Below are 24,986 nucleotides of genomic sequence, written 5' to 3'. Positions count from 1 at the left end.
CCTGTGCCAGGTTCACTGGCGACGTGCTATTCCTTGCGCAGATCCGGGCGCGGGATCACCTGGGTGTCGTCGTTGGTCCAGTCGTGTTCGCCGGGAGCAGGGGTACCTGCTCCGCTCGGAGACTGGCCACCGCCGCCGTGTGCAGGCGCCGGGGTTCCGCCCTTGCCTCCGCGTACACCGAGGAAGATGCCGGCGATCAGAGCGATCACGCCGAGGACGCCGGCGACGATCGGAACGGTGCGGCCGACAAGGTTGAGCGTGTCCATGCCGTCCTGCGCCTGTTGGATCTGGTACTCGATGGTCTCTTCGTCGAACGGCAGCGTGACGTTGAGGACGTCGACGTCGACGGAGTTCTTGTTGCGGCCGTAGTACTGGTGCAGCTGCTCCTGGCCCTTGATGACAACACCGGTCTTGGGCTCGACCCACAGGTCACGGACGTTGGTGTACCAGCGTGTCATCGTGACGGGGGTGGTGCCGCCGGGAACGCCCCAGGTGTCGGCAGGCAAGGTGAGCTTGTTCGTGGGGGAGTTGACGACCTTGGACAGGTCGACGGGCTCGATGGTCTGGTTGAAGTGGTAGACCTTCATGCCGTTGATCTCGGTCTCTTCGACGAAGTTGATGTCGTAGTTCGCGCGAGCGTTGAGATCGAAGTAGGGGTAGGTCTGCTGCTCCGTGTTGAACGGGAACTTGTACTGCAGACCCTCGCGGGAAACTTCTTCCGCCGGCTGATCAGCTGACGTCTGGATCGTTCCGACCGGATCGTTGGTCGGCATCGAGCTGACGCGGTCCAGGGTGACGGTGTCGACGGTTGCCGTCAGCAGGCCGCTCTCACCCTGCTTGTCGGTGCGGATGACAGTCTGGCCGGCCTGGACGGTGATGTCGTCGGCGTTGGACGGTTCCTGCGTCGTGACGTAGCGCTGAGCAACGATCGGGACGTTCTTGTCGACCTGAGCTTTGCCGGCAAGTAGCGCGGCAGAGTTGAGGACGCTGCCGTTGCCCGTGGCGATCGTGGTGACCTCGAGGTCGAGCGGCGTCTTCTCCAACTTGCCGACCATGTAGGTGGGAATGAGAACAGCGATGGCCAAGAGGAAGGCGCCGAGACCTACCAGAATGCAAGGAAGTATCCGGCTCGACCCTGAGCGTTCCGCCATGCTGGGACTCCTACCCGTTAGTAGTTTAGACGTGGTGCAACCTGCACAATATGAGTTGCGCTGGCCGTATGGGGTCACAGTAGAACCCATGTGTGGCAGAACACTAACAGTCCAGCGGCCCGGTTTGTCGCATGAGGTGGCGATTTGGCCTCGCATTTTTTTACAGGGCGTCCGGATGGTTTAAGGCGAACGTGCCCCGGTGCACACTTATCCGTGATGATGAGTCCCGTGAATTCTTCCGCAGCCGTCCCGCCGCAGGCCCGTGGCTTCGTTCCGGCCTTGGACGGTATGCGAGGTTTGGCAGCGCTCGGGGTTCTGGTGACCCACGTCGCGTTCCAGACGGGCGAGGCTCAGTCGGGCGCGATCGGTCGGGCTTTCGGGCGGCTCGACCTGGCCGTTGCAGTGTTCTTTGCGCTGTCCGGGTTTCTGTTGTGGCGTCCGCATGCGGCCGCTGCCCGCGGAATCGGTCGGCCACAGGCCACCGTGCGGTACTGGATATCCCGAGCGACGCGCATTCTTCCCGCGTACTGGGTGGCAGTGACGCTGATTCTCCTGTTCCTGCCAGGTGCCGGCGGTGGTTATCAGGTGTGGCTGGCGAACCTCGGCCTGGTGCAGGTCTTTGTTCCGCTCACCCTCACCGAGGGGCTCACTCAGATGTGGAGCCTGTCGGTCGAGGTGATGTTCTATCTGTTGCTGCCGTTGTTCGCGGTTCTCCTGGTACGCCTGCGCGGGAGCAGTGCCCGGTTCCGGATCCCACTTCTCACCGTTGTCTCGCTGATTGCTCTCAGTTGGGCGTTCCTGCCGATTCCCGCGCCGGATTTCATCCACCACGACAATTGGTTGCCGGGATACCTGCCGTGGTTCGGGGTCGGCATGGTGTTGGCCGAACTCGCCGTCGGAGATTCGACGTGGGTTCACCGTCTGGCGCATCGCCGGCTTCTGCTGACCGGTGTGGCGTTGGTGGCGTTTGTTCTCTCGTGCACCGACCTCGCCGGCCCGGAAGGTCTGGTACGCCCAGAGCCTTGGCAGTTCGCCGTCAAGATCGCGCTCGGAGCAATCATCAGCTTTTCGCTGATCGCACCGTTGGTTCTGCGGGACGAGGCGCAGCACCGATTCCTGGCAAGTCCGTTTGCCTTGGCGATCGGTCGCTGGTCGTACGGAATCTTCATCTGGCATCTGGCGGTGCTCAATGCGGTGTTCCCGGTGTTCGGCATCGCGCCGTTCTCCGGCAGCTTCTTCTACGTGCTTGCCTTGACGCTTGTTCTGAGTGTGGCTGTCGCGTCGGCCAGCTACGCCTTGGTGGAGGAACCTGCTCGTTTGGCAGTCAAGCGCTGGGAGAACCGTCGCCACATCGGTGAACCCGCAAATGGCAACGCCGCCAACCCCGTGACCACCAATGCCAGCAACATCACGAACTGAATCAGGAACGAATCGCCCACGTATCCACCGGGTGCTCGCCATGGTCCTGTGGAAAGAAGCGTGATTCCGGCAATTGCTGCCACGCCGGCGGTGCCGACCAGAATTCGGGCTGTGCGATCCGGGCCGACTGCTCGCACGAGCGCAAGCGCGACGAGTGAGCACGCCACGAAGATCCCGGTTCCCACGACGCCGCCGATCACGGTGGCAGCCACAGCCACACCCAGCCACCCCGCTACGACGCTGTGCCACGGGCGCGGCGGCTCGGTGGGCTTCGGTACACGCCGCACCGGAATCAGGGCAGCGAGGAACAGAGGGATCAGCAGCACCAGGCCGCCGAAGATGCCCAGGCGGTACCAGCGGTCACTGGGGAAATCGAGGGTGATCGTTCCGGACGTGCCTGCGGGCACTATCCAGCCTTGCTGCCAACCGTTCACCACTATCGGAGTCAGCTCGGAACCGTCGGGCGCGGTAGCGATCCAGCCGATGCTGGTGCTTTCGGGGTTCACGATCAACTGATCGGTCGCCGATGCGGTGACGGCAAGTTCGCGATGGTTTTCTGTCCATGCTGTCGAGGTGAGAGTGCTCTGGCTCTGTAGTGGGAGCGGACCGGAGCCAACTGTCGTGAGATCCAGGTTGTCGACGGAGAACGCCGCTCCCGGCTCGACCGAGACCTCCGGCTGACCCGCTGGTAACAGTGCCGTTCCGGTGGGGCCGCACACGCTCACCACGATGGGAGCGCCGGTACGGAGCTCATGCGCCGTGGTCTCGATCGACGTCGGGAACTGTTGCCCGGCAATGGTGATCGTGGGACCGATACCGCAGGGGACGGTGATCTGACGGTTATCGAGCCTGTTGTCGGTCTGTACGCCGGAATCGGCGACGACTGTGCCGTCCGCACCGATCACGCCGACTTCCGCAAACCCGGTGGGCTGTACCTGAGCGAAGCCGAGCGCGTTCTGATCGAGAACGGGATCCCAATCGGTGATGCTCAGGACGATTGTGTCGGTGACAAAGGGGGACAGGGGCACTCGCGTGTCGCCCTCCGGCAACTCGCGAACCTGAGGCCCGTTCCCGAGGTTGACGGCAACACTGGTGGGCGGTGACGGCAGGATTCCGACGCTGGGGGTGATATCCAGTGCTGTCACCAGTGTCGGTTCCGGAAGAGTCAGCGTGAGAGTCGGTTTCGGGCCACCCGGCTCGGTGGTGCTCTGCGGTGCCGACCACGTTGTCCGCGCGTCGCCGTCGGTGGCGGCAAAGGCTGAACCACGGGTGTCGCCGATGTCGCTCGAGCCTGATGCGGTGATGCGGCCGGGGACGGTGAGAAGTGAGTCCAGCTCGCTGCCCTGTCGGGACCGAACCGTCAGTTCGGCTGTGACAGAAGTATTTTCCGGGACACTCAGAGTGCGCTGGAATCGACTCGGCTCCTCGGCAATCGCCATGAAGGCGTTGCTGCAGCGCACTCGATCGGCGCTGTCGGCGCAGGAATCTCGGCCCGGGAACTCCTGCGTCAGATTCCAGGACGTCACCGACGCGTCGTTGGGAACCGCTGGCAGCACGGTGTCGAACGTGATGGGCACGAATGTGGGCGCACTGCGGTCGGAGAAGTCCTCCACCGACAGTTCGCTGATGCCGAACTGTGTTCCCGCCGAGCCATTTTCGGTGTGCGTCGCTGTTACTCGCACCCAAGGTGTGGTGCCGCCCGGAATCGATACCGCGACGGGTTCACCCGGCCGGTCGACCTTGACAGCCTTGGTTCCGTTGGGAGTGGATATCTCGAGCCACTTGACCGGAGCGCCGATCGCAGCTGCACTGGTGGTCAGATGCAGTAGACCGCTCGAGATGGGAGTGTCGAAGTCGATCTGCAGCCACTGCCCCAACGCGCGCTCGATTCCGTTGCTGAACCATCCGGTGCCCGGATCGCCGTCAACCGTTGCGGCAGGGCTACTCGACGGCGAGGTCCCGCCAAGCTGGGTGGCGTCGGAGGCGCTACTGGAGACTGTGATCTCGGCGCCGTTCCAACGGCCTTGCACCAGCGGCGTATCGGTGACGGGGTAGTCGGGAACCAGGTTGTACGTGCGTCGCTCGCTGTCCGGTGTCCGCAGAGCCGAACTGTGATTGTCGACCTGTCCGAAATCGGTTTCACGGTCACGCGGTGTGTCGGTGACGGTGAGCGCATCGACCGGTAGTCCGGCCGCCGCGGCGTCGGCGGCAAAAACGACGGGACCGGTGCCGGGAAGTGTTCCACTTTCATGAAGGCGGAGAACGGCTTCCGGTCCGCCCTGAACCACGGGAACCTGATCGAGATCCACCGAGTACGGGCCGCTGAGCGCAGTGCTTCCGTCAGGCGGCGTGACCGCGAAGATCTCGATCGGTGAGTAGTCGGGTCGCAGGTCGCTGTCGGCCACCAGCCCGTCGATGGGCTCCGGGTGGACGTTCTCACCGAACTCGGCGACCTTCGTGATGCCGGGGGAACCGTCGACGGCTTGGTGAACGAGGAGCGGGCGGGCTGAGCGTGAGGTGTCGCCGTCGAGGTCGTTGCGCATCACGAGGTAGTGAATGCCCTGGCCGAGCAGAGTCTGCGCGAGACCGTCGGAGGGGCGACCGTCGGCGATCAGGCGCTGTACCGAATCGAGGGCGCGGATGGCGCCGGGCGGTGTCAGCGGGACGGAGTCTCGCACGGCCCACGGTGTGGTGGCCAGTGCTTGCAGCGGCTCGTCTCGGGTCAGTCCCCACACCTGGCTGCCGAACGGTGCTCCCGGGATGACAAGGGCGCGCTCGGCTTCGGAGCCGGGTGCGGTGTTGTCCTCGAGCCACTGCGCGGCTTCGGTCCAGTACGACGGCACCTCGGGGTACGCGCCGCGCGGTGCGAGTTTTCCGGTCCACGCCAAGGCGGTCGAGAGGGTGAGAGCAACCAGGATCAGGGACGTCAGCGCCACCATCGGTTCGCGCTCGGGATGAGCGAAGGCGCGTCGCCACCGCGGGATCGGAACCGAACCCGGCAAGGGAACTTTGGCCAGGAGATGCGCGAGGCCGAGAACCAACGGGAGACGCACGAGTGGTTCGAGTTTGTGGACGTTGCGCAGCGGTGCGCCCGCGGAGTCCAGGAACAGGCGCACTTGATCGGAGATCGGGGAGCTGAGTTCGCCGACGTATCCCGCAGCCAAACCGGTGATGCCGACAAACAAGATGAGCGTCAGGCGTCCGCGGGCGGGCATCGACCGCATGCAGAGTCCGGCGAGTCCGGCGGCGGCAACCAGTCCGGTGGCGACAACGGCCGCCGGTTGGGTTACGAGGACCGCGCCTGCGATGCGTTCGGGTGAGACGAAGGGCGTCCAACTGTCCGTGCCGCGCAGGATCTCCGCGAGTGACGCCCATTGCGTCGTGACGCCGGCCGATTCGATGTAGTCGAGGAACGGTGGGCTGACCTTGCCGAGCAGCAGGAGCGGGACGATCCACCACAGGGTGCCCATCGCAACAAACAGGGCCCACCACGCGGTGAAGGTCAGCCACGCCCGGTTGGGTTTGTGCGAGAGCCACCAGATGACGGCTACGAGGCAGGCCGCTGCGGTAGCGATGGCATTGATCGAACCCATGAGCGCAACGGCGAGGCCGGACTGGGCGGCCAATTTCCACTGTGCGCGTTTGTGGTAGTCCGGGCTACCGGAAAGGCGCACAGGGCGGAACGCCCAAATCACCGGCAACAGCACCCACGGCGCCAACATCATCGGCAGGGTTTCCGAGGAAATCGATCCGAGAGTTGTCAGAACGCGCGGAGAGAGCGCAAACGCAACTGCGGCGATGACACGAGAACTGCGGCTACCGACACCCAGCGCCTCGGCGACGCGGACGATGCCCCAGAACCCGGCAATCAGCAGCAGCGCCCACCAGATGCGCTGCGTGATCCACGGCGGAATGTGGGCGAGTTCGCCCAACGCAAAAAACGGCCCGTGCGGGAAAAAGTAACCGTAGGCCTGATTTTGCACCTGGCCAAGCGGGGCCTGACTACTCCACTGATGCGAAGCACGTTCGAGGAAGCCGAACGGATTCTGCGTCAGGTCGTACTTTGTATCAGCGGTGATCAGCCCTGGCGACTGGAAAAAGGTGAGAAGAAACGCTACGACGGAGGCGCCGAACAGCCACCGCTTCGACAGAGGCTCTGCCGAAGGCACAATGGTGCCTTCGGCGGAAGAACGGGAACTCGCGAGGCCTGCGCTCTCAGCGGCTGCCGTACTCAACCTGGTTCAGGACGGAAGAATCGGCATTTCCGCTGCGGTCGATGTCGGGACGAGTGTTGTCCGCAGCTACAGCCGTGGCACCGAAGATTGCAGCAGCGCCCAGAACGACGCCGACGACAGCGCTGGCCACACCGGGGACAAGGAACTTCGTCATCGTGGATCTCCCAATAGGTCGTGTCGGTCGGCCGGGACTTACCGGTCCGTACGAACTGTTCGCGTCAAGGTATCACTCGCCGCCGAGAATTCGGACGATTGGCCCCGCAGCGGACTGATTAGTTTGTGTCAGAGACGCCCAGTGCTGTGAGCAATGTCCGTAATTTGGTGGTTGTCTCGTCCAATTCATCCTGTGGGTCCGAATCTGCGACGATCCCGCCCCCTGCGCTTGCCCAGGCAGTTCGACCGTCGGCGCTGATTTCGGCGCAGCGAATCGCGACCACCCAGTCGCCGTCGCCGACGTTGTTGCACCACCCCACTGCGCCGCCGTAGAAGCGCCGCGGCTCCTCGGTGTCGCGGATGACGTTCAAAGCCGCGATAGTGGGTGTTCCGCACAGCGCGGGCGTCGGGTGGAGCGCGATTGCCAACTCGAGGGCAGTGGTGGGGTCACGCAGAATGCCGCGGATCGGGCTGGCCAGGTGCCAGACCTCATGGGTACTGGTCAATTCTGGCGTCGACGGGATCGACAACTCACTGCACAGCGGGCCGAGGACGTCCCGAATCCAGTCGGTGACAAAGGCATGCTCGGCAAGATTCTTCGTCGAACTCAGAAGGCTGTCGCCCGCAACCCGATCCGCCTCGGTCTCAGCTGTCCGACGCGCGGATCCCGCGAGCGGACGGCAGGTCACGACATTTCCGCGTCGGCTCACCAGAACCTCGGGTGTCGCGCCGACCAGAGAGTGGCCGACGAAATCGGTTCCGGCAGCGCTGAGGTCGACGGCAAATGTATTTGCCGCGGGATTGAGCGTAGCCATCCGAGCCGCGAGTGCTGTTGGTGAGATGGGAGATTCGGCGCGAAGTTCGACGGTCCGAGCCGAGACCACCTTGCCCAGGTCGCCGTCACGCAGACGGGTGACCAGTTTTTCTACTCGTCGAAGATGATCTGCCGGTGACGGAATTTCTCGCACTGCATGCGTGTGCGGCAAGTCCACGGAAGTGTCCGAACGCCACACGCTGCCGGTAACGGTTACTTCGGCCGGTTCGTACAACGCCGTCGCTCCAGACGGGTCGAAGGGGAGAGCACCGACGATCAGAGTCGCCGAACCTTCCGACAATGCATGCGTCGCCGCGCCCGCGTCGTCGAAACTGCGTCGTACGCCGCGGGTGAGCACGCTGTGATCAGGCCGAGAGAGAACAAAACCGTCCATGGTGACTAGAACACTAGTCGCCTGGGACCGACGCTCACTTGCCAGGAGGGACGATCAACACCGGCCGATGACTGTGACGCAGAACATGATCCGCCACGCTGCTCTGCAACAACGAACGCAAACCGGTTGTGCCGCGAGTGCCGGTGACGATGATGTCGACGTCCAATTCGTCAGCAGTCTCCACGATCGCGGACCAGATGGCCGACCGGCATTCGGCACTACGGCCTTCGACGGTCAAACCGGCGGCCTCGGCCAATGCGACGCCTTCCGCGAGAGTTGCCTTGGCATCGGTGTACGCGATGTCCTCGACATCGTCGTCGGGAATCCACTCGGGCTGCATGACACCGGAGAGCCCGGACATCCGGGCGGCTTGGCGAACCATCGGCTCCCAGGCGGTGACAAGAATCGCGCGATTGGCGGACAGGAAACGTCCTGCGTACTCGACGGCACGCCGGGCGTTCTCGGAACCGTCGTACGCGATGAGCATCAGTCCTTGTGGCATCACGACCTCCTCGTCAGCGGGGAATCGGTTCACGTCCAGGTTACCTTCCTGCCGTGCCGGTGAGGGGAGTGTATGGGTACGGAGTCCGATACCGTCGTAGGAATGCGGATCAAGTTTGTGAAAACGGCAACCACTCTTGCCCTGTGTGGCGGATTGGTGGCGGGATGCTCGGGCGACGGAGGGGACGTGGCAGCGCCATCGACGTCAGCTGCGGCGAGTGTCACGTCCGACATCACGACAACATCGGAGACGTCCACCGCCCTCCCCGCACCTACCGTCTGCGGCAGCGATCTCCTGGCGTCGTTGTCCACCAGGCAGAAACTTGCCCAGCTCCTCAACGTCGGCGTGACCGGTACCGACGACGCGTTGGCGATTGTTGCGAGCGAGCAGATCGGTGGCATCTTTGTCGGCAGCTGGACCGATCAGTCGATGCTGACCAATCGTGAAGTGCCGCAAGTGGCTTCGGCGTCGAAGATTCCGTTGATGGTGACAATCGACGAGGAAGGTGGCCGGGTGTCCCGCGTCGAGGACATTCTCGGGCCCGATCCGTCGGCGCGTGAGACTGCCGAGACGATGACAGTGGAACAGACGTACCAGATGGCGCTCGAGCGGGGCCGGGGTCTGAAGGACCTCGGGATCACGGTCAACTACGCACCGGACGTCGATGTCAGCTCGCAGCCTGATAATTCGGTAATCGGTGACCGCTCGTACTCGGATGATCCTGCAACAGTGATCGCCTATGCCGGCGCCTATGCCCAGGGAATGCGCGACGCCGGAATCTTCCCGGTGATCAAACATTTCCCCGGACACGGGAGCGCGTCCGGAGACTCGCACACCGGGGCGGTGACGACGCCTCCTCTGGAAGACCTGATGAACTCGGATCTTGTTCCCTTCCGGGAGTTGGTGAACACCGGTGTCGGCGTCATGATCGGTCACCTCGAGGTTCCTGGCCTGACAGAACCGGGTGTCCCGGCAAGTATCAGTCCGGCCGCGGTGTCGCTGCTTCGCGACGGAGTAGGTTACGGCGCAGCGCCGTTCACGGGGCCGATCTTCACCGACGACCTCAGCGGTATGCAGGCGATTACCGACCGCTACGATATTGCCGACGCGGTGCAGGCTGCACTGGTGGCAGGCGTGGACCAGGCTTTGTGGCTCACAACCGATGACGTACCGCGGGTGCTCGATCAGCTCGAAGGTGCCGTTGCGTCCGGTGCTTTGCCCCAGGCCCGCGTGGACCAGGCGGTAGTGACGGTCGCGCAGGCGAAGGGTGCTCTCACCTGCTGAGTCGAAGTGCGATTCGACGCCGGATCTTACCGTAGAGTAAGATAGATACTTACCCTGTGGTTGGAGGATACATGGCCGGTGGCACGAAGAGACTGCCACGCGCGGTACGCGAGCAGCAGATGCTCGACGCGGCCGTGGACGTGTTCTCCGACAGAGGTTTTCACGAAACCTCGATGGACGCCATTGCGGCAAAAGCAGAGATTTCCAAGCCGATGCTGTACCTGTACTACGGCTCCAAGGAAGAACTGTTTGCCGCGTGCATTCATCGTGAAGGTCTGCGTTTTGTCGAAGCCTTGGCTCCTGCAGGCGCACCTGATCTGTCGCCTCGTGAGCAATTGCGTGCTGCTCTGGAAGGTTTTCTCGGATTTGTGGGGGCCAACCGAAAGTCGTGGATGGTGCTCTACCGTCAGGCCGTCGGGCAGCAGGCTTTTGCGGGCACCGTGCAGACAAGTCGCGACCGGTTGATCGAACTGACAGCGCATCTGCTCGAGTCCAGCACCAAGGATCCGGATGCGTCTCACGACTTCGGGATCATCGCAATCGCCTTGGTCGGTGCCGGTGAGGCCGTGGCCGATCGCGTGGCCGGTGGAGAAATCGAAGTGGACGAGGCAGCCGATCTTCTCGAGTCCTTGGCGTGGCGCGGATTGTCGGGCAAGAAGAAGTCGGAATAGTCCCCAGCCACATCGAGCGAACGTACCTTTCAGCGCCTTGGATGCGCCGAAAGGTACGTTCGCTCAAATGGGGTGGGTGAAAACCAGGCTCAGCGCAGCGTCGCTGTAACGTGCGGGTAGCCCTTCTTCGGGTGCAGTAGCGCCAGATCCCAACCGTCGCCGACGCGATCGGCGTACGCGTTCAGTGTTGCCGGCAGCAGAATCGGCTTACCGAATCGCACGCTGTACGTGACCGTGTCGGCCACATCGCCTTCGACGGTCCGCAGCAGTGCCGCGGCGCTCCACATTCCGTGAGCGATGGTTTTCGGGAATCCGAAAGCCTTGGCGCCCAGGGACGAGACGTGGATGGGGTTGCGGTCCCCGGAAATGGATGCGTACTTGCTGATCGTGGTCTGGTCGACGCGGATGGTGGTCATCGGTACCGGCGGAACCTCGTCGGCTTTCGGTTCCGGTCGGGCTTCGCCGGACAGTGAGGTCTTCTGCTGATTGAGGAACGACGACGTCTGACGCCACACCAGTTCCCGCCCCACCCGAATTTCGGTGATCACGTCGATCAGCAGACCCTTGCGATGCTCGCGCAGGTTCTCGGCGTGCACCGAGAGATCAAGCGGTTCGCTCACGGAGATGGGGCGCAGTGATTCGATGACGTTCTCGGCGTGCACGGAACCGACTGCGGGGAAGGGGAATTCCTTCGACACCATCAGTTTCATCACCGTCGGGAATGCCAAGGTGAATGGGTAGGTGATCGGCAGTGAATCGCCGAATCTCAGACCCGTGACTCGGCAGTACGCGGCCAGATTGTCGGTGTCGACCTTCAACCCGGTGAGGGTGATTCTCTGCTGCGGCACCGAGCGCGAGTCCGACTTGTTCCACGGCATCAACCCGAGCACTGCGCGGGAGTAGATGTCGAGGGTTTTGGGTTGCTCGGTGAGTGCGACGGTCTTGGCTGCCATCATGCTCCCAGGAGGCTCTGGCCGCACACGCGAACAACCTGTCCCGTAACGGCATTGGATGCCGGGCTGGCGAAGTAGGCGACCGTCTCGGCGACGTCGACGGTTTCGCCGCCCTGCAGCAGGGAGCTCATGCGGCGGCCGGCTTCGCGGGTCGCGAAGGGGATGGCTGCGGTCATGGCGGTTTCGATGAAGCCGGGTGCTACCGCGTTGATGGTGATGTTCTTCTGTGCCAGGACCGGAGCTTCGGCGTGGACGAGGCCGATGACGCCGGCCTTGGAGGTTCCGTAGTTGGTCTGGCCGCGGTTGCCGGCGATACCGGCGATGGAGGACACGTCGACGACGCGTCCGCCTTCCTTGAGTGCGCCCTTCGCGACAAGGTGCTCGGTGATCTTCTGCGGTGCAAGAAGATTGACGCCGATAACCATGTTCCAGCGGCCTTCGTCCATGTTGGCGAGGGTTTTGTCGCGGGTGATTCCGGCGTTGTGGACGATGATGTCGGCGCCGCCGTGACGCTCCAGCAGATGCGCCGCGAGGACCTCGGCTGCGTCGTCTGCCGTGACGTCGAGTGCGAGGGAGGTTCCGCCGACCTTGTTGGCGGTGGCCGAAAGTGCTTCTCCCGCAGCGGGGATGTCGGCGCAGATCACGTGCGCGCCGTCGCGGGCGAGGACCTCGGCGATGGTGGCGCCGATGCCGCGGGCCGCGCCGGTGACAACGGCTACCTTGCCGTCGAGCGGCTTGTCCCAGTCGGCCGGCGCAACGGAATCTTCATCTCCGACGACGATGACCTGGCCGTCGACAAATGCGGACTTGGCCGAAAGCAGAAAGCGCAGAGTCGATTCGACGCCCGAAAGGCCGGTGGATGCCTTGGGGGAGACGTAGACGAGCTGCGCGGTGGAGCCGCGCTTGATCTCCTTGCCGACGCTGCGGGTGAAGCCTTCGAGAGCTCGCTGCGCGACATGCTCGTCGACGCTCGACGTCTCTTCGGGCGTCGTGCCCAGTACAACAACGCGAGCGCATGATGCGAGATTGCGGATCACTGGCTGGAAGAACTCGAACAGCTGCTCGAGTTCGGTGACCTGCGTGATGCCGGTGGCGTCGAATACCAGCGCGCCGAAGGTGGTGTCGTGGGCCTGCGCGGCGGGGTAATCGGAGAGCAAGACGCGCAGAGGTTCTACGAGTCGGCCTTTACCGCCGATGAGGACCGGTCCGGCCAACGGCGGTTCCCCGGCTTTGTAGCGGCGCAGGTTCTCGGGCCTTGGCAGGCCTGCCTTCGACGCGATGAACGCGCCGGGGCCGGACGAGAGGAACTGTGAATAGAGGTCGGGAGCTCCCTTGCTGGCTGCCACGGTCCTACCTTCTGTCGTGTTTCGGTGTGCCTTGCGCCGTGTATCCGAATCGGATGTGGCGATAGACAAGTAACTTACTACTGAGTAAGAATAGTCTTCAACAGGTAATCGCACCATCCTTGGAGACGCAAGTGACCAGCAAAGCCCGTTCGAACGCACAATCCGCAGCCAAAACGACGCCGGCCGCAAAGCCTGCAGGTCAGCGCCGCCGCGTTGCCATCGTCGGTGGCAATCGCATTCCTTTCGCCCGTTCGGACAAGGCCTACGCGCAGGCGTCCAATCAGGACATGTTCACCGCCACGCTCGACGGACTGGTGAGCCGTTTCAGCCTGCAGGGTGAGCAACTCGGCATGGTCGTCGGCGGCGCGGTCCTCAAGCACAGCCGTGATTTCAATCTCATCCGTGAGTCGGTTCTCGGGAGTGCGCTGAGCCCGTACACACCCGCGTACGACCTTCAGCAGGCCTGTGGCACCGGCCTGCAGTCGATCGTCGCAGTCGGCGACGCCATCTCGGCCGGGCGTATCGACTCCGGCATCGGCGGCGGTACTGACACCACGTCCGACGCTCCGATCGGCGTCAACGATCAGGCTCGAGAGTTCCTGCTGTCCCTCAACCGCGCGAAGTCGACGGGCGACCGCATCAAGCTTCTCGGCAACGTACGCGCCGGCATGCTCGGTCTCGAGATCCCGCGTAACGGCGAGCCGCGCACCGGAAAGTCGATGGGCGACCACGCTGCCATCACCGCCAAGGAATTCGGCGTAAAGCGCGAGGACCAGGACGAACTGGCCGCCGCCAGCCACAAGAACATGGCAGCCGCATACGACCGCGGATTCTTCGACGACCTTGTCACCCCGTTCCTGGGTCTGACCCGCGACGACAACCTCCGTCCCGGTTCGACCGTCGAGAAGCTGTCGACGCTCAAGCCCGTATTCGGCACCAAGCTCGGCGACGCCACCATGACGGCAGGCAACTCCACGCCGCTCACCGACGGCGCGTCGGCTGTGCTCCTCTCCACCGACGAGTGGGCAGCCGAGCGCAACCTCCCCGTCCTCGCGCATCTCGTCGACTCCGAGACAGCAGCCGTCGATTACGTCCACGGCAAGGACGGCCTGCTGATGGCGCCGACGTACGCGATCCCGCGACTGTTGGCCCGCAACGGACTCACCTTGCAGGACTTCGACTACTACGAAATCCACGAGGCATTTGCCTCTGTTGTTCTCGCGACCCTGCAGGCTTTCGAGTCCGACGAGTACTGCAAGGAACGCCTGGGCCTCGACGGCGCATTGGGCTCGATCGATCGCAGCAAACTCAACGTCAACGGTTCGTCTTTGGCCGCCGGACACCCGTTTGCTGCGACTGGCGGACGCATTGTGGCGACTCTCGCAAAAATGCTTGCGGAGAAGGGTTCAGGGCGCGGTCTTATCTCGATTTGTGCAGCGGGCGGACAGGGCGTCACCGCAATCATCGAGCGGTAGTCCCGTGACTGGCAATTGCTGCGCTCACCTGCGGTAACAGCCGGTCTGGGGTGGTGGAGAAGGAGATCCGGTCGCGAGGGGTGACCGGATCTCCTTTTCTTTTTCGGACAAATTTCCGTGGCCTTGTAACGCTGACGGATAGCTACCGATATTCAAGACAGCCCCGTGCTGCTGCCTGACCCCCGACCTGGCAGCAACGCGGGGCTCTTGTATGTCCAGATACCCTGTTGAGTAGTGCTGGGTACGCGCCGCAGCCCCGGTCGATGCAGCGAGGAGTCAAACGAGTGAGTGACGCAGACGGTTCACCCCCGGAGAAAAACAACGGTGTGGACGGCTCCGACACTCCCGAGCGCTCCGCGTCGGATTCGGAAGGATCAACGCCCGACCAAACAGCGCCCGACCAAACAGCGTCGGATCAACCAGCTTCGGATCAAGCACCTCAGGATCAATCGGTTCCAGAGGAGCAAGCCCTAGACGAGCCGGCTCCGGATGAATCGGCCAACGAGATCACGACCGTCATTCCGGTAGTTCCAGCTAACTCCGAGATTCCGACTGGCCCGGCTGTTCCAACCAATGCAGGGGTTCCGGCCGGCGCAGCGGAGCCGACCCAACAGTTCGAACCGGTTCTTCCGGCAGTAGCGCCCGAGCCTGTGGCAGTTGATCAGCCGCCCGCGTCGAAGAAGTGGGTCAAGCCCGCTCTGATTGTCGGCGGGATTTTTGCGGTCGCAGTTCTTGCATACGGAGTGGACGTGTTCACGTCGTCCGGAAACACGCCGCGGGGAACTCAGGTTGCCGGGATCGACATCGGTAACCGCTCGCCGGCTGACGCGGAGACAGTCCTGCGCGCGGAGTTGGCTCCGAAGCTTGTCGAACCCGTCACGGTGAGGGCGGACGATGTGGAATCCACGATCATTCCCGCGTCAGCCGGTATCGATGTGGACTGGTCGGCGACGTTGGCGGGCGTGAATGAGCAACCGCTCAATCCGATCACCCGGATCACCTCGTTCTTCAGCTCGCGTGAGGTGCCGGTGGTGTCGACGGTAGATCAGGCGGCATTGGACGCGTCGATGACGGTTGTCGCGGCCACCAGTGATCGCGCGCCGGTCGAAGGTGCTGTTGTCATTTCCGGTGGTGAAGCGTCTGGTGTGTCGCCGGTGGTTGGCCGCGCCCTCGATCTGCCCGGTGCGGCAGCAACATTCAGTGACGAGTGGTCCTCGGGCGACGTTGTCGACTTGCCTGTGGAAGACACCCCCGTGACGGTGACGCAGGCCGGTGTCGATCGTGCGTTTCAGGACGTTGCGCAGCCCGCTGTGTCCGGTGAGGTTGTAGTCAACGGCCGCGACGGCAAGGAAGCGACCATCGGCGTCGACCAGATCGGTGAGATTCTGACGTTTGCTCCCGACGGTTCGGGCGGATTGGCGCCGCAGTACAACACAGAAGCTGCAGTGAAGATCTTGGCACCGCAATTGGTGTCGACGGAGGTTCAGGCCAAGGACGCGTCGATCACGTTGGCCGGCGGCGCACCGACTGTGGTTCCGGGTGTGGTCGGCGACCTGATCAACTGGCCGGAAACTGTGAAGGATCTGCCGGTTCTGCTGACTAGCACGGGTTCTCGGGCAACTCCGGCGGTGTATGCGCCGGTTCCACCGGCACTCACCACCGAGGGGGCCGAGGCTCTCGGCATCAAGGAAGTGATCGGTGAGTTCACCACCGGCGGCTTCGAGTACGCGTCCGGTGTGAACATCGCGTTGGCGGCGTCGGTGCTCGACGGTGCGATAGTCAAACCGGGAGAAACGTTCTCGTTCAACGAGTACACCGGACCTCGGGGCGCTGCCCAGGGGTATGTGGAATCGGGAATCATCAACAACGGTCGACCGGACAAAGCCGTCGGCGGCGGCATCAGCCAGCTGGCGACGACGCTCTACAACGCAACGTACTTCGCGGGGATGGAAGACGTCGCGCACACCGAGCACAGTTATTACATCTCGCGGTACCCGGAGGCCCGTGAGGCCACGATCTTCGACGGGGCGATCGACCTGCAGTTCCGCAACCCGTCGAAGACCGGTGTGATGATCCAGACGATCACGACGTCATCGAATGTGACAGTGAAGATCTGGGGAACGAAGACCGTCGACGTGGAGTCGATCACCGGTCCGCGTACGTCTCCTACATCGCCTAATACCGTGGTCCTCCCCAAGGGCGACGGATGTATCGCGTCCAGTGGCGCGCCCGGCTTCACGGCGAGTGATACCCGCGTGATCACCGATCACGCCACCGGCGCGCAGGTTTCCTCGAATACTCGCACCGTGAAATACGATCCGGTTCCGATCGTGAAGTGCGAGTAGGAAACTACTACTTACCGACCAGCGGGCCGAGTGTCCGCCCGGCCAGGTCGACGATTCCTGGCTCGTTGCCGTTGGTGATGAGGTTGATGACTACGCCGTCGATCCCGTGGTCGAGGATGCGCGTCTGAACCTGCTCGGCGACGTCGTCTGGGTTGCCGACGAAGTGACGCTCGGTGGCCTTGGCGACCACGTCGTCCGGCGCCGTGGTGATGTCGAGCCCGCGCTCGGCAAGGAATGTTCGCTGATGCGCGCGAGCCTTGTCGCCGTCCTCGTCGATCATCATGAACGTGAGGAAGCTGGTTTCGAGTGTGGTGCGGTCGCGTCCTTCTTCATCGCATCGGGCCGCAATGGCATCCATCTTGCGCGGCAGTTCGGACGGGTCGCAGATGATGTTGAGGTGGTCGGCGAAGCGCGCGGCGAGGGCAAACGTCTTTTTCTCGCCGCCGCCACCGAGCAGGATCGGCAGGTCGTCGCGGACGCGGGGTTCATTGATGGCTTCCTTGACGTGGTACCAGGTGCCGTCGAAGGTGGGGCGTTTGCCGCGGAGCATCGGTTCGATGATCTGCAGAGCCTCGTCGAGTTTCTGGAACCGTTCCGTGAAGGTGCCGAACTCGTAGCCGAAAGAATCGTGTTCGAGTTCGAACCAACCCGCTCCGATACCGAGGATGGCGCGACCACCACTCACTACATCGAGTGTGGTGACGGTCTTGGCGAGCATCGGCGGGTTTCGGTACGTATTGCCGGTAACGAGGGCGGACAGCTGAATGGTGTCGGTGGCTGTCGCCAGCCCGGAGAGCGCTGAATACGCCTCGAGCATGGGCGCATCGGGGTCTCCGATGCCGGGCAGTTGGTAGAAGTGATCCATCACGAACGCGGTGTCGAAGCCGGCGGCTTCGGCTTCACGAGCTTGCGCGATGACGGTGGGGAAGAGGTCCTTGACCGGGCCACCGTAGCTGAAATTGGGCATTTGGTATCCGAGGCGAGTACTCACTCCTGCGACGCTACTCGCTGGGCCGCCGACATGAACTGCGAAAATGCTGTGAAAATTTCAGTAGGTTAGCCTTGCCTGGTGCATGCCGAGACGATGACTGCCAGATGGAACGCCGTCTGTGGCGATACCCCCGAGGCGGTTGCTGTGCGTACCCGTGATCGTGAGTTCACGTTTGCGCAGGCGCACGCGCTCTCGACAGCATGGGCACGCGCGTTGGTCGATTGTGAACCGGACACATCGCGTGCGATAGCGCTCGAGCCCGGCGCCGGCGCGGAATCTGTTGTCGCTGCGCTAGCGGTCATCGCTTCCGGACACCCGCTGATCATGCTCGATCCTCTACTGCCCGAGCAACGACGCACACATATCCTCTCGCTGACCGGCGCACTGCGCGTTGACGTGCCGATGCTGACCGAACTCCCGCAGGCTTCGCACGTCACACTGCCCGAGTCGAATGCGCAGGACACAGCGATTATCGTGTTCACGTCCGGTTCGACGGGGCAGCCGAAGGGCGTTCTGCACAGTCACGAGAATTGGATAAACCAGGCCTTCGAAGCGAAGGAAGCACTCGAGATCGGACCGGGTGATCGCGTCGGAATGCTGTTGCCGATGAGTTTCGGTGCCGGACTGGACGTGATCGTGATGTCGCTACTCAACGGCGCCGGCCTGTACTACTGGGATCCGCGCACCGAGTCGACAACCGGGCTGGCCGAGTGGTTGTCCGAGTGCGGCGTCAGCACCGCACATTGCACTCCGTCGTTCCTGAGATCCTGGCTACCGGAGCTCACCTCCGTAGACGCTCCGGCGCTGTCCTCGCTACGCGTTCTGACAACGTGCGGCGAGTCGATTCACAGCTCTGACGTGTCAGCTCTGCGGCCACACTTACGGCCGGATGCGTTGTACTGCAGCTGGTCCGGATCTTCCGAGACCGGGCACCTCGCGTTCAATCCGTACCCGAGTGATCGAGAGCTTCCAGGCGGTGTGGTCCCGGTCGGCCGTCCTGCGGCCAACAAGGACGTTCTGATTCTCGATGCGGATCAGAACCCCGTCGAGGTCGGGTGTATTGGCGAAATTTACGTTGTATCAAGGTATTTGGCTAACGGATACTACGGCGAAGACCAGTCTGGGGTGTCGAAATTTGCGGTGCAGGCCGACGGTTCGACGCGCTACCGGATGGGAGATCTCGGACGCTTCGACGAACACGGTGATCTGCATCTGTCCGGTCGCAGCGACGACGCGGTGAAGATCCGTGGCTACCTCGTCGAACCTGCCGAAGTGGAAGCGGCGTTGCGCTCCCTCGAATGGGTGTCCGACGCAGTCGTTGTCGCAGACAAGACTGTGCCACAACCGATTCTGATCGGCTACGTGGCAGTCGGTGGATCGGAGTGGACGCCGTCTGCCGCCGAGGTGCGCAGCGCGCTTGGGCAGCGAATCCCGACGTGGATGGTGCCACGCGATATCGTGATTCTTGCGGCGTTGCCTCGCAACGAACGGGGAAAGGTGGATCGCGCCGGCCTTCCTCCCGTTCCGGTGCGCGGCGAACCGGTCCCGTTGCGCGGCCCCACCGAGACGCTCCTCTCGTTCATCTGGCAACCGATTCTCGGCATCGAAGCGGTTGGACGAGACGAGGATTTCACGGCGCTCGGTGGTGATTCGCTTGCTGCGGCAAAGATGCTCGGGGAAGTGGCTGAACAGTTCTACATTCAGATCTCGTCGGCTGAGTTCTCGCAGGCGCCGACCATCGAGGGTTTGGCAAAACTGGTCGATTCCGCAGGCCGTCGCCGTTCGCCGGTTTCGGATTCCTCGTTGGTGCCGCTGCGAACCGACGGCAGCGAGCCGGCGCTCTTCCTTGTTGCCGGTGGTGGAGCACCCGCTGCGGTCTTTTCTCACCTTGTGCGGGAAATGCGCAGTGGCGTACAGGTATACGGAATCCAATCTCACGGACTCGAGCACCGTGGTCGCGCGGATCGGACGATTGCTGCCGCTGCCGCCCGAGCCCTGCGTTCGATTCGGACGGTTCAACCACACGGTCCGTATCGGCTGGGGGGATACTCATTCGGTGGATTTGTCGCTCTCGAAATTGCGTCGTTACTCGAGCGCGCGGGCGAGCACGTCGAAATAGTTGTGCTGCTGGATGCGGTGCTCGACGGCGACGTGGCAGCGAAGGTGGGAGCACTCGGTAGCGCGCGCCTGCCGATCAGCAAGAGAGCGAAGTCCCGCACTGCGGCCGAACTGCCGCAGCGTGAGACACCGCAGGAGTACGTGCCGCAGAACGTGTTTGCTCGACTGTGGAGCAAGGTGTTGATGAATTCGTTGGTCGCGACTGCAGGCTTGTTCCGACTGCGAGCGTCGGCGCAATGGATCGTCTACTACGAGCTGAGCCGGCGCATGCTGGCGAAATACGAGCCGAGTCGGCACGTGGGCCGCGTTCAGGTGATCACCGCATCCGAACCGGGTGACATCGGGGACAGAGACGTGGCCGCCGAGTCGAAGCTATGGGCAGTCCTCGCGCCGGACGACCTGCACATCGAGAGTGTTCCCGGTGATCATCAGTCAATTCTGCGGCAGCCGTTTGTCATTCGCACGGCGGCAGTGGTGGACGCAGCTGTGTCCGGCCGGCAAGGCGCGAGCAATCTGGGGAACGAGAGGTCATGACAACAGCGGCTGTGGTCAGCAGTTTCAATCCGGCGGAAGGTTTGCTCGATACGTGCAGGGCTGTGCGTGAGCAAGTTGATGTTGTTGTCGTCGTGGACGACGGGTCCACAAAGGACGTGTCCGGTGTTCTCGGGCAGTGCCGCGCAGCGGGCTACGAAGTGATCGAGTTGGGCACCAATCGTGGGATTGCGCACGCCCTCAATCGTGGCATCGAGCGGGCTTTGGCCGGTGGCGCCGACCACGTGTTGACGCTGGATCAGGACACCGTTCTTTCGGACGGATATCTGCGTCGCATGTCCGAGCATCTCGAGTTGGCTCGGTCTCTCGGTCTGGATCGAACGATACTGGCTACCAGCACGATCAACGGCGAGGTGGCTCCGTTCTGGCATGCGGAACGGGGACTGACGCTGGCCTTCGAGCCCATCCAGTCCGGCATGCTGTTGCCCCGGGAAGTGCTCGAGCACGTCGGACTGTTCGAAGAAGAACTGTTCATCGATTGTGTCGAGACCGAGTTCTATTTGCGGGCGCGCGCCAAGGGCGTCCATTCCTTGATCACGCCGGGCACCGACATCGAGCACGGCTTCGGGTCGCCGACCACCTGGGTTCCACCACGACCACTGCGCTTGGTGCTCGGTTCGGGACGTGGCGGGTTTACGTTCACGGAGGATGCGCCGTTCCGGCACTACTACATCGCGCGAAACCGCGCGATCATGTACGCGCGGTACTGGCGAACGGAACCGCTGTGGTGCATGGTTTCTGTGGCCAAGGACGTTCTCAGCCGTGGACGGGCAATGCTGTTCGGTACCGAGAGAATGGCCCGTACGTATCTGACTGTGCGCGGATTCTGGGGCGCCGCTCGCGGTGAACGAGGAAAGGTCCCCGGCGCTGTGTTGCGCCGTGCGGCAGTTCTGTCGAGATCTCGCTCGTGAGTGCACCGAAGAAACCCGAGTCGGTGGCCGTGATCATTCCGGTCCGCAACGGACGCGCGATGATCGACGTTCAACTCGATGCGTTGGCGGCACAGGATTACTCGGGTTCCTTCGAGGTGATCGTTGCCGACAACGGTTCCACCGACGGGCTTGCCGAGTATCTCACCGGGCATCCGAGAACCGAGGAGTTGGCACTGCGGCGGGTTGATGCCTCGGATCGCCCTGGCGCCGCGCACGCCCGCAATGTCGGCGCGCGTAGCACCTCTGCACAGTTTCTGGCGTTCTGCGACGGCGACGACCGGGTGCATTCGAACTGGCTGTCGGAGTTGGTCAGGGTAGCGGCCGAACATGACGCGGTAACCGGCACTGCCGAGATCGAGTCCATCAACAGCGAATTGGTGCAGTCCTGGCGGCAGATGCCGGATCGTCACGAGGGTTATTCGTTGTACCGATTCCTGCCGGTTGGCCTCAGCGGAAGCTTCGGGATCTGGCGAGAAGCCTTCGAAGAGGTCGGCGGCTGGGATGAAACCTTCACCAGAGGCGGCGAAGACAGCGACATGTGCCTGCGGATCCAGTTGGCGGGCATGTCCTTCGGTCATTCCCCCGACGCGCAGATTGCCTATCGCCAGCGCGACACGTTGGCCGGGATCTGGCAGCAATCGGTGATGTGCGGTGAGGGCGATGTTCGGTTGTACGCCGAGTACCGCGGTTACGGGATGCCCAGGCGCAGTCAGCTCGCGCTGGCAGACACCGTTGCCTATCTGATCCTGCGTAACCCGCTACTGCCACAGTTCATCTCGCGGGTACCCACCGGCCGTTGGCTCTTCCATGCCGGGAATCTGTGGGGGCGGGTTGTCGGAAGTGTGCGCCACCGCGTGTACTACCTCTGAACTACTTGCGGGACGCTTTGCGGTAACCGATGACGGCAGGACGCAGAAACACCGCGAGGATACCGACGGACCACGCGCAGGTCAGGAACATCGGGCGGGCGATCTCGCCGTTCAGCGCGAGGCCACGGATGGCATCGACTGCGCAGCTGAGTGGTTGGTACTCCACGACGGGCTGGAGCCACGTCGGGTAGGCGTCCACCGGAACGAATCCCGAGTTGAAGAACATCAGCAGATTGGTCGTGATCGCGATCCATTCGGTGATGGTCGACTTGTTCGTCAGCAGCGTGATCGCGGTGACCATGATCGAGAACGAGATACCGAAGAGCACCGCGACGCCCAGCATTCCGAGCAGACCGGGTATCCCGGTCTCGATGCGGAAGCCGATGAACGTTCCGACGACGAAGATCAGCACGGTGGTGACGAGGATCCGCACGACCTCGGCGCACAGACGCCCGAGCAGTGCCGACGACCGATGCACCGGCATCGTCCAGAACTTGTGGAGCATTCCGCCCGCCAGCTCGCGGCGCAGGCCGATTCCGCTGACGGAGGCACCGGCCATGGCTCCCACCAACGCAACCATCGGGACCATTCCGTACGAGCTGCTCACTCCGGTTCGTTCGGAGATCGATTCGCCCAGTACGAGTCGGAACATCAACACCATGAGCGCGGGATACAACAGCGACTGCGCCAAGGTGACCGGATCGCGTGACCACTTGATCAGGATCCGCTTGCACTGTTGTCCGCTCTGGACCGACAACGCTCGCAATGAGGTCTCGTGATGGGCTTGATCACGCGGGCGAAAACCGAAGGGCGTCGCCGCGGTGTTCGACGGCGGTGCCGGTGGGGTGGAAGCTTCCGTCGCTGTGGAATCGGTCATGATCGACGTGCCCCTGCCCATAGTGCCAACGGAACGAATACGGCAGCCAACCCTGCGGCCCACAGCAACGCGGGCGCCAGAGTCGGCCAGGTGAGTGTTCCGGTTGCCATGTCACGCATGGCAGCAGAGAAGTGCGAGATCGGCTGGTTGCGAGCGAATGGTCGGGCCCATTCGGGAAAACCGGATTCGGGAACAAAGCCGGTGGACAGCATTCCGAGGATCATCTGTGGCAGAACCAACGCCTGCCCTGATGCCTCCGGACTTTTCGAGAGCAATCCGATGGCGTCGGTGCCGAGCGAGAGAACGAGGCTGAACACCAAGGCAAACGCGCAGAAGTACAGGATATTTGCGCTTGGACCGACAAATCGGAAGCCGAGTACGTAGCCGTAGACGATCGAGGCGAACAGCGAGACTGCCGAGCGCACCAGAGCGACGCTCATTCGTGCAGCCAGGGGGGTAAGAGGTCCGACCGGCATGGTCTGCAGTCGCTTACTCATACCTCGAACTGAGTCCATCGCCGAGCGTTGTGCCGCTGAGAGCGCGGTGAACGTCATTGCCTGCAGAACAATGATCGGCATGAGGAACTGTGCGTAGTCGAGACCGCGGTCCTCCATCACGATCCGCAGGGGCAGGTAGAAACCCAGTGCGAACACCAAAGGCGCGACGACAGCCGAGACGAATTCGCCTTCCGCCACCATCGATCGCAGTGATCGCTCGGTCAGGGTGAGCCATTGGGGGAGAAACGCCGGCCGGATGGGTGTGCGGGCGGCGAATTCGGTTTCGGGAACTCGCAGTTCGGATCGGTCAACCACGGCTGCTGTTTTCGTGATCGGTGAGCGTCATGAACACATCGTCGAGTGACGGCTTTCGCAATCCGATGTCGGCGAGTCGTATACCGGCGTGGCGAGTGCGAGCGATGACTTCGGCCATCAGGTCGACTCCGGACTCGGCAGGAATGGACAGCGTGCCGGCAGCCGTCGACGGATCGAACTCGTAAGACGGGGGAAGTAGATCGCCCAGCAGTTCGATGATGGCGGGTATCGCGCCCGGATCGACCGGCACGATTTCGCAATAGCGATCACCGATCTCGGCTTTGAGGCTGTCCGAGGTGCCTTCGGCGATGACGCGTCCCTTGTCGATCACGATGATGTTGTCGCTGAGAACGTCGGCTTCTTCGAGATACTGGGTGGTGAGGAGAGTGGTGATCCCAAGATCTTTGAGTGAGCCGATGAGCGACCACAGACCTTGTCGGCTGCGCGGATCGAGGCCTGTGGTGGGCTCGTCGAGAAAGACCACCAGGGGTTCTACGACAAGTCCGCAGGCGATGTCGAGTCGTCGGCGCATGCCACCCGAGTAGCCGTCGACCGTGCGCACGCCGGCTTCGGTCAGTTCGAATCGCTCGAGTAGATCGTCCGCACGTAGTTTTGCGGTGCGGCGACCGAGCCCCATCATCCTGCCGAAGAACATCAGGTTCTCGCGGCCGGTGAGAGTGGGGTCGATGGCTGCGTACTGGCCGGTCATCATGATCAGCCCGCGCACCTGAGCGGCATCTGCCACGACGTCGAAGCCGGCGACAGTGGCGCGTCCGGAATCCGGAGTGAGCAGTGTGGACAGGACGTCGACGGTTGTGGTCTTGCCTGCGCCGTTGGGGCCCAGTATCCCGAGGATGCTGCCTCGTTCGACTTCGAAGGAGATTCCACGGAGTGCTTCGACGTCGCCGAATGACTTGGTGATGCCCTCGACGACGACGGCTTTGGGCTCTTCGGGCATTTGCTCTCCATGCGCTGTCGGTGGATCGAACCGACCTAGCACTTTGTCGATATCGGGTAAGTCCGGTGGCGTGCCGGCTCGCCGTGAACGAGCGTACAGACCAGGTTTCGCGCGGGATCCATCGAGTTGAGAGGA

General features: G+C 63.0%; 18 protein-coding genes and 1 pseudogene. 8 read left to right on the top strand and 11 right to left on the bottom strand.

Features of this window, described 5'->3' with window-relative positions:
* Positions 1 to 26: 26 nt before the first annotated feature.
* Positions 27 to 1,151 carry a DUF3068 domain-containing protein gene (locus tag R4P64_RS22200; RefSeq protein ID WP_172936575.1) on the bottom strand — a complete coding sequence of 375 codons (1,125 nt, stop codon included), beginning with the start codon at positions 1,149 to 1,151 and terminating at the stop codon, positions 27 to 29.
* A gap of 216 nt (positions 1,152 to 1,367) precedes the next feature.
* On the opposite strand from R4P64_RS22200, the pseudogene R4P64_RS22195 reads away from it, so the two are divergent.
* Positions 1,368 to 2,417 (top strand): annotated as a pseudogene (locus R4P64_RS22195) (acyltransferase family protein); the annotation flags it as partial.
* Positions 2,418 to 2,440: 23 nt separating this feature from the next.
* Here the strand turns inward: R4P64_RS22195 and R4P64_RS22190 are convergent.
* The 4 genes from R4P64_RS22190 to R4P64_RS22175 form a co-directional block, all read right to left on the bottom strand.
* Complete coding sequence (locus R4P64_RS22190) at positions 2,441 to 6,739, bottom strand: alpha-(1->3)-arabinofuranosyltransferase (protein WP_317541132.1); 4,299 nt, start codon at positions 6,737 to 6,739, stop codon at positions 2,441 to 2,443.
* A 46-nt stretch (positions 6,740 to 6,785) separates the two neighbouring features.
* The gene (locus R4P64_RS22185) at positions 6,786 to 6,959 is read right to left on the bottom strand and encodes a DUF2613 domain-containing protein (RefSeq protein WP_072782243.1); all 174 of its coding nucleotides are present in this window, start codon (positions 6,957 to 6,959) and stop codon (positions 6,786 to 6,788) included.
* A gap of 118 nt (positions 6,960 to 7,077) precedes the next feature.
* Positions 7,078 to 8,166 (bottom strand): isochorismate synthase, encoded by a 1,089-nt coding sequence (locus R4P64_RS22180; protein ID WP_317822756.1) that lies wholly within the window; start codon positions 8,164 to 8,166, stop codon positions 7,078 to 7,080.
* A gap of 34 nt (positions 8,167 to 8,200) precedes the next feature.
* A complete protein-coding gene (locus R4P64_RS22175; protein WP_033231847.1) occupies positions 8,201 to 8,668 on the bottom strand; it encodes a universal stress protein in 468 nt (155 codons plus the stop codon).
* 102 nt (positions 8,669 to 8,770) lie between these two features.
* Between R4P64_RS22175 and R4P64_RS22170 the strand changes: the two genes are divergently transcribed.
* Both R4P64_RS22170 and R4P64_RS22165 read left to right on the top strand, forming a co-directional pair.
* A complete protein-coding gene (locus R4P64_RS22170) occupies positions 8,771 to 9,952 on the top strand; it encodes a glycoside hydrolase family 3 N-terminal domain-containing protein (protein ID WP_045066676.1) in 1,182 nt (393 codons plus the stop codon).
* 71 nt (positions 9,953 to 10,023) lie between these two features.
* Entirely contained in the window at positions 10,024 to 10,623 is a 600-nt protein-coding gene (locus R4P64_RS22165; protein ID WP_033231699.1) for a TetR/AcrR family transcriptional regulator, read from the top strand.
* A gap of 89 nt (positions 10,624 to 10,712) precedes the next feature.
* Here R4P64_RS22165 and R4P64_RS22160 read toward each other — a convergent pair whose 3' ends face one another.
* Together R4P64_RS22160 and R4P64_RS22155 are read right to left on the bottom strand one after the other, a co-directional pair.
* Positions 10,713 to 11,576 carry a MaoC/PaaZ C-terminal domain-containing protein gene (locus R4P64_RS22160; protein WP_317822754.1) on the bottom strand — a complete coding sequence of 288 codons (864 nt, stop codon included), beginning with the start codon at positions 11,574 to 11,576 and terminating at the stop codon, positions 10,713 to 10,715.
* The gene (locus tag R4P64_RS22155) at positions 11,576 to 12,922 is read right to left on the bottom strand and encodes a 3-oxoacyl-ACP reductase (RefSeq protein ID WP_317822753.1); all 1,347 of its coding nucleotides are present in this window, start codon (positions 12,920 to 12,922) and stop codon (positions 11,576 to 11,578) included. Before R4P64_RS22155 ends, R4P64_RS22160 begins: the two co-directional genes overlap by 1 nt.
* A gap of 131 nt (positions 12,923 to 13,053) precedes the next feature.
* On the opposite strand from R4P64_RS22155, the gene R4P64_RS22150 reads away from it, so the two are divergent.
* Positions 13,054 to 14,397 (top strand): acetyl-CoA C-acetyltransferase, encoded by a 1,344-nt coding sequence (locus R4P64_RS22150; RefSeq protein ID WP_219112526.1) that lies wholly within the window; start codon positions 13,054 to 13,056, stop codon positions 14,395 to 14,397.
* A gap of 284 nt (positions 14,398 to 14,681) precedes the next feature.
* Positions 14,682 to 16,742, top strand: a complete 2,061-nt coding sequence (locus tag R4P64_RS22145; protein ID WP_317822752.1) for a VanW family protein — start codon at positions 14,682 to 14,684, stop codon at positions 16,740 to 16,742.
* A 7-nt stretch (positions 16,743 to 16,749) separates the two neighbouring features.
* Here the strand turns inward: R4P64_RS22145 and R4P64_RS22140 are convergent, their stop codons facing one another.
* The gene (locus R4P64_RS22140) at positions 16,750 to 17,733 is read right to left on the bottom strand and encodes an LLM class F420-dependent oxidoreductase (RefSeq protein WP_033231695.1); all 984 of its coding nucleotides are present in this window, start codon (positions 17,731 to 17,733) and stop codon (positions 16,750 to 16,752) included.
* A 93-nt stretch (positions 17,734 to 17,826) separates the two neighbouring features.
* Between R4P64_RS22140 and R4P64_RS22135 the strand changes: the two genes are divergently transcribed.
* The 3 genes from R4P64_RS22135 to R4P64_RS22125 are packed head-to-tail and all read left to right on the top strand — an operon-like array spanning position 17,827 to position 22,204.
* Positions 17,827 to 20,385 (top strand): AMP-binding protein, encoded by a 2,559-nt coding sequence (locus tag R4P64_RS22135; protein ID WP_317822751.1) that lies wholly within the window; start codon positions 17,827 to 17,829, stop codon positions 20,383 to 20,385.
* On the top strand, positions 20,382 to 21,314 hold the full coding sequence (locus tag R4P64_RS22130) for a glycosyltransferase (protein WP_045064603.1): 933 nt from the start codon (positions 20,382 to 20,384) through the stop codon (positions 21,312 to 21,314). The genes R4P64_RS22135 and R4P64_RS22130 overlap by 4 nt, the downstream gene beginning before the upstream one ends.
* A complete protein-coding gene (locus R4P64_RS22125; protein ID WP_317822750.1) occupies positions 21,311 to 22,204 on the top strand; it encodes a glycosyltransferase in 894 nt (297 codons plus the stop codon). The genes R4P64_RS22130 and R4P64_RS22125 overlap by 4 nt, the downstream gene beginning before the upstream one ends.
* 1 nt (position 22,205) lies before the next feature.
* Here the strand turns inward: R4P64_RS22125 and R4P64_RS22120 are convergent, their stop codons facing one another.
* The 3 genes from R4P64_RS22120 to R4P64_RS22110 are packed head-to-tail and all read right to left on the bottom strand — an operon-like array spanning position 22,206 to position 24,851.
* Positions 22,206 to 23,081, bottom strand: coding sequence for an ABC transporter permease (locus R4P64_RS22120; RefSeq protein ID WP_033231844.1), 876 nt, complete (start codon positions 23,079 to 23,081; stop codon positions 22,206 to 22,208).
* The gene (locus R4P64_RS22115) at positions 23,078 to 23,893 is read right to left on the bottom strand and encodes an ABC transporter permease (RefSeq protein WP_411742698.1); all 816 of its coding nucleotides are present in this window, start codon (positions 23,891 to 23,893) and stop codon (positions 23,078 to 23,080) included. Before R4P64_RS22115 ends, R4P64_RS22120 begins: the two co-directional genes overlap by 4 nt.
* A complete protein-coding gene (locus R4P64_RS22110) occupies positions 23,886 to 24,851 on the bottom strand; it encodes a daunorubicin resistance protein DrrA family ABC transporter ATP-binding protein (protein ID WP_045064598.1) in 966 nt (321 codons plus the stop codon). Before R4P64_RS22110 ends, R4P64_RS22115 begins: the two co-directional genes overlap by 8 nt.
* Between the last annotated feature and the right edge of the window lie 135 nt (positions 24,852 to 24,986).

The organism is Rhodococcus sp. IEGM 1366, assembly GCF_033142425.1.
Lineage (GTDB): Bacteria > Actinomycetota > Actinomycetes > Mycobacteriales > Mycobacteriaceae > Rhodococcus_F > Rhodococcus_F globerula.
This window is presented reverse-complemented; position numbering and strand designations above follow the sequence as displayed.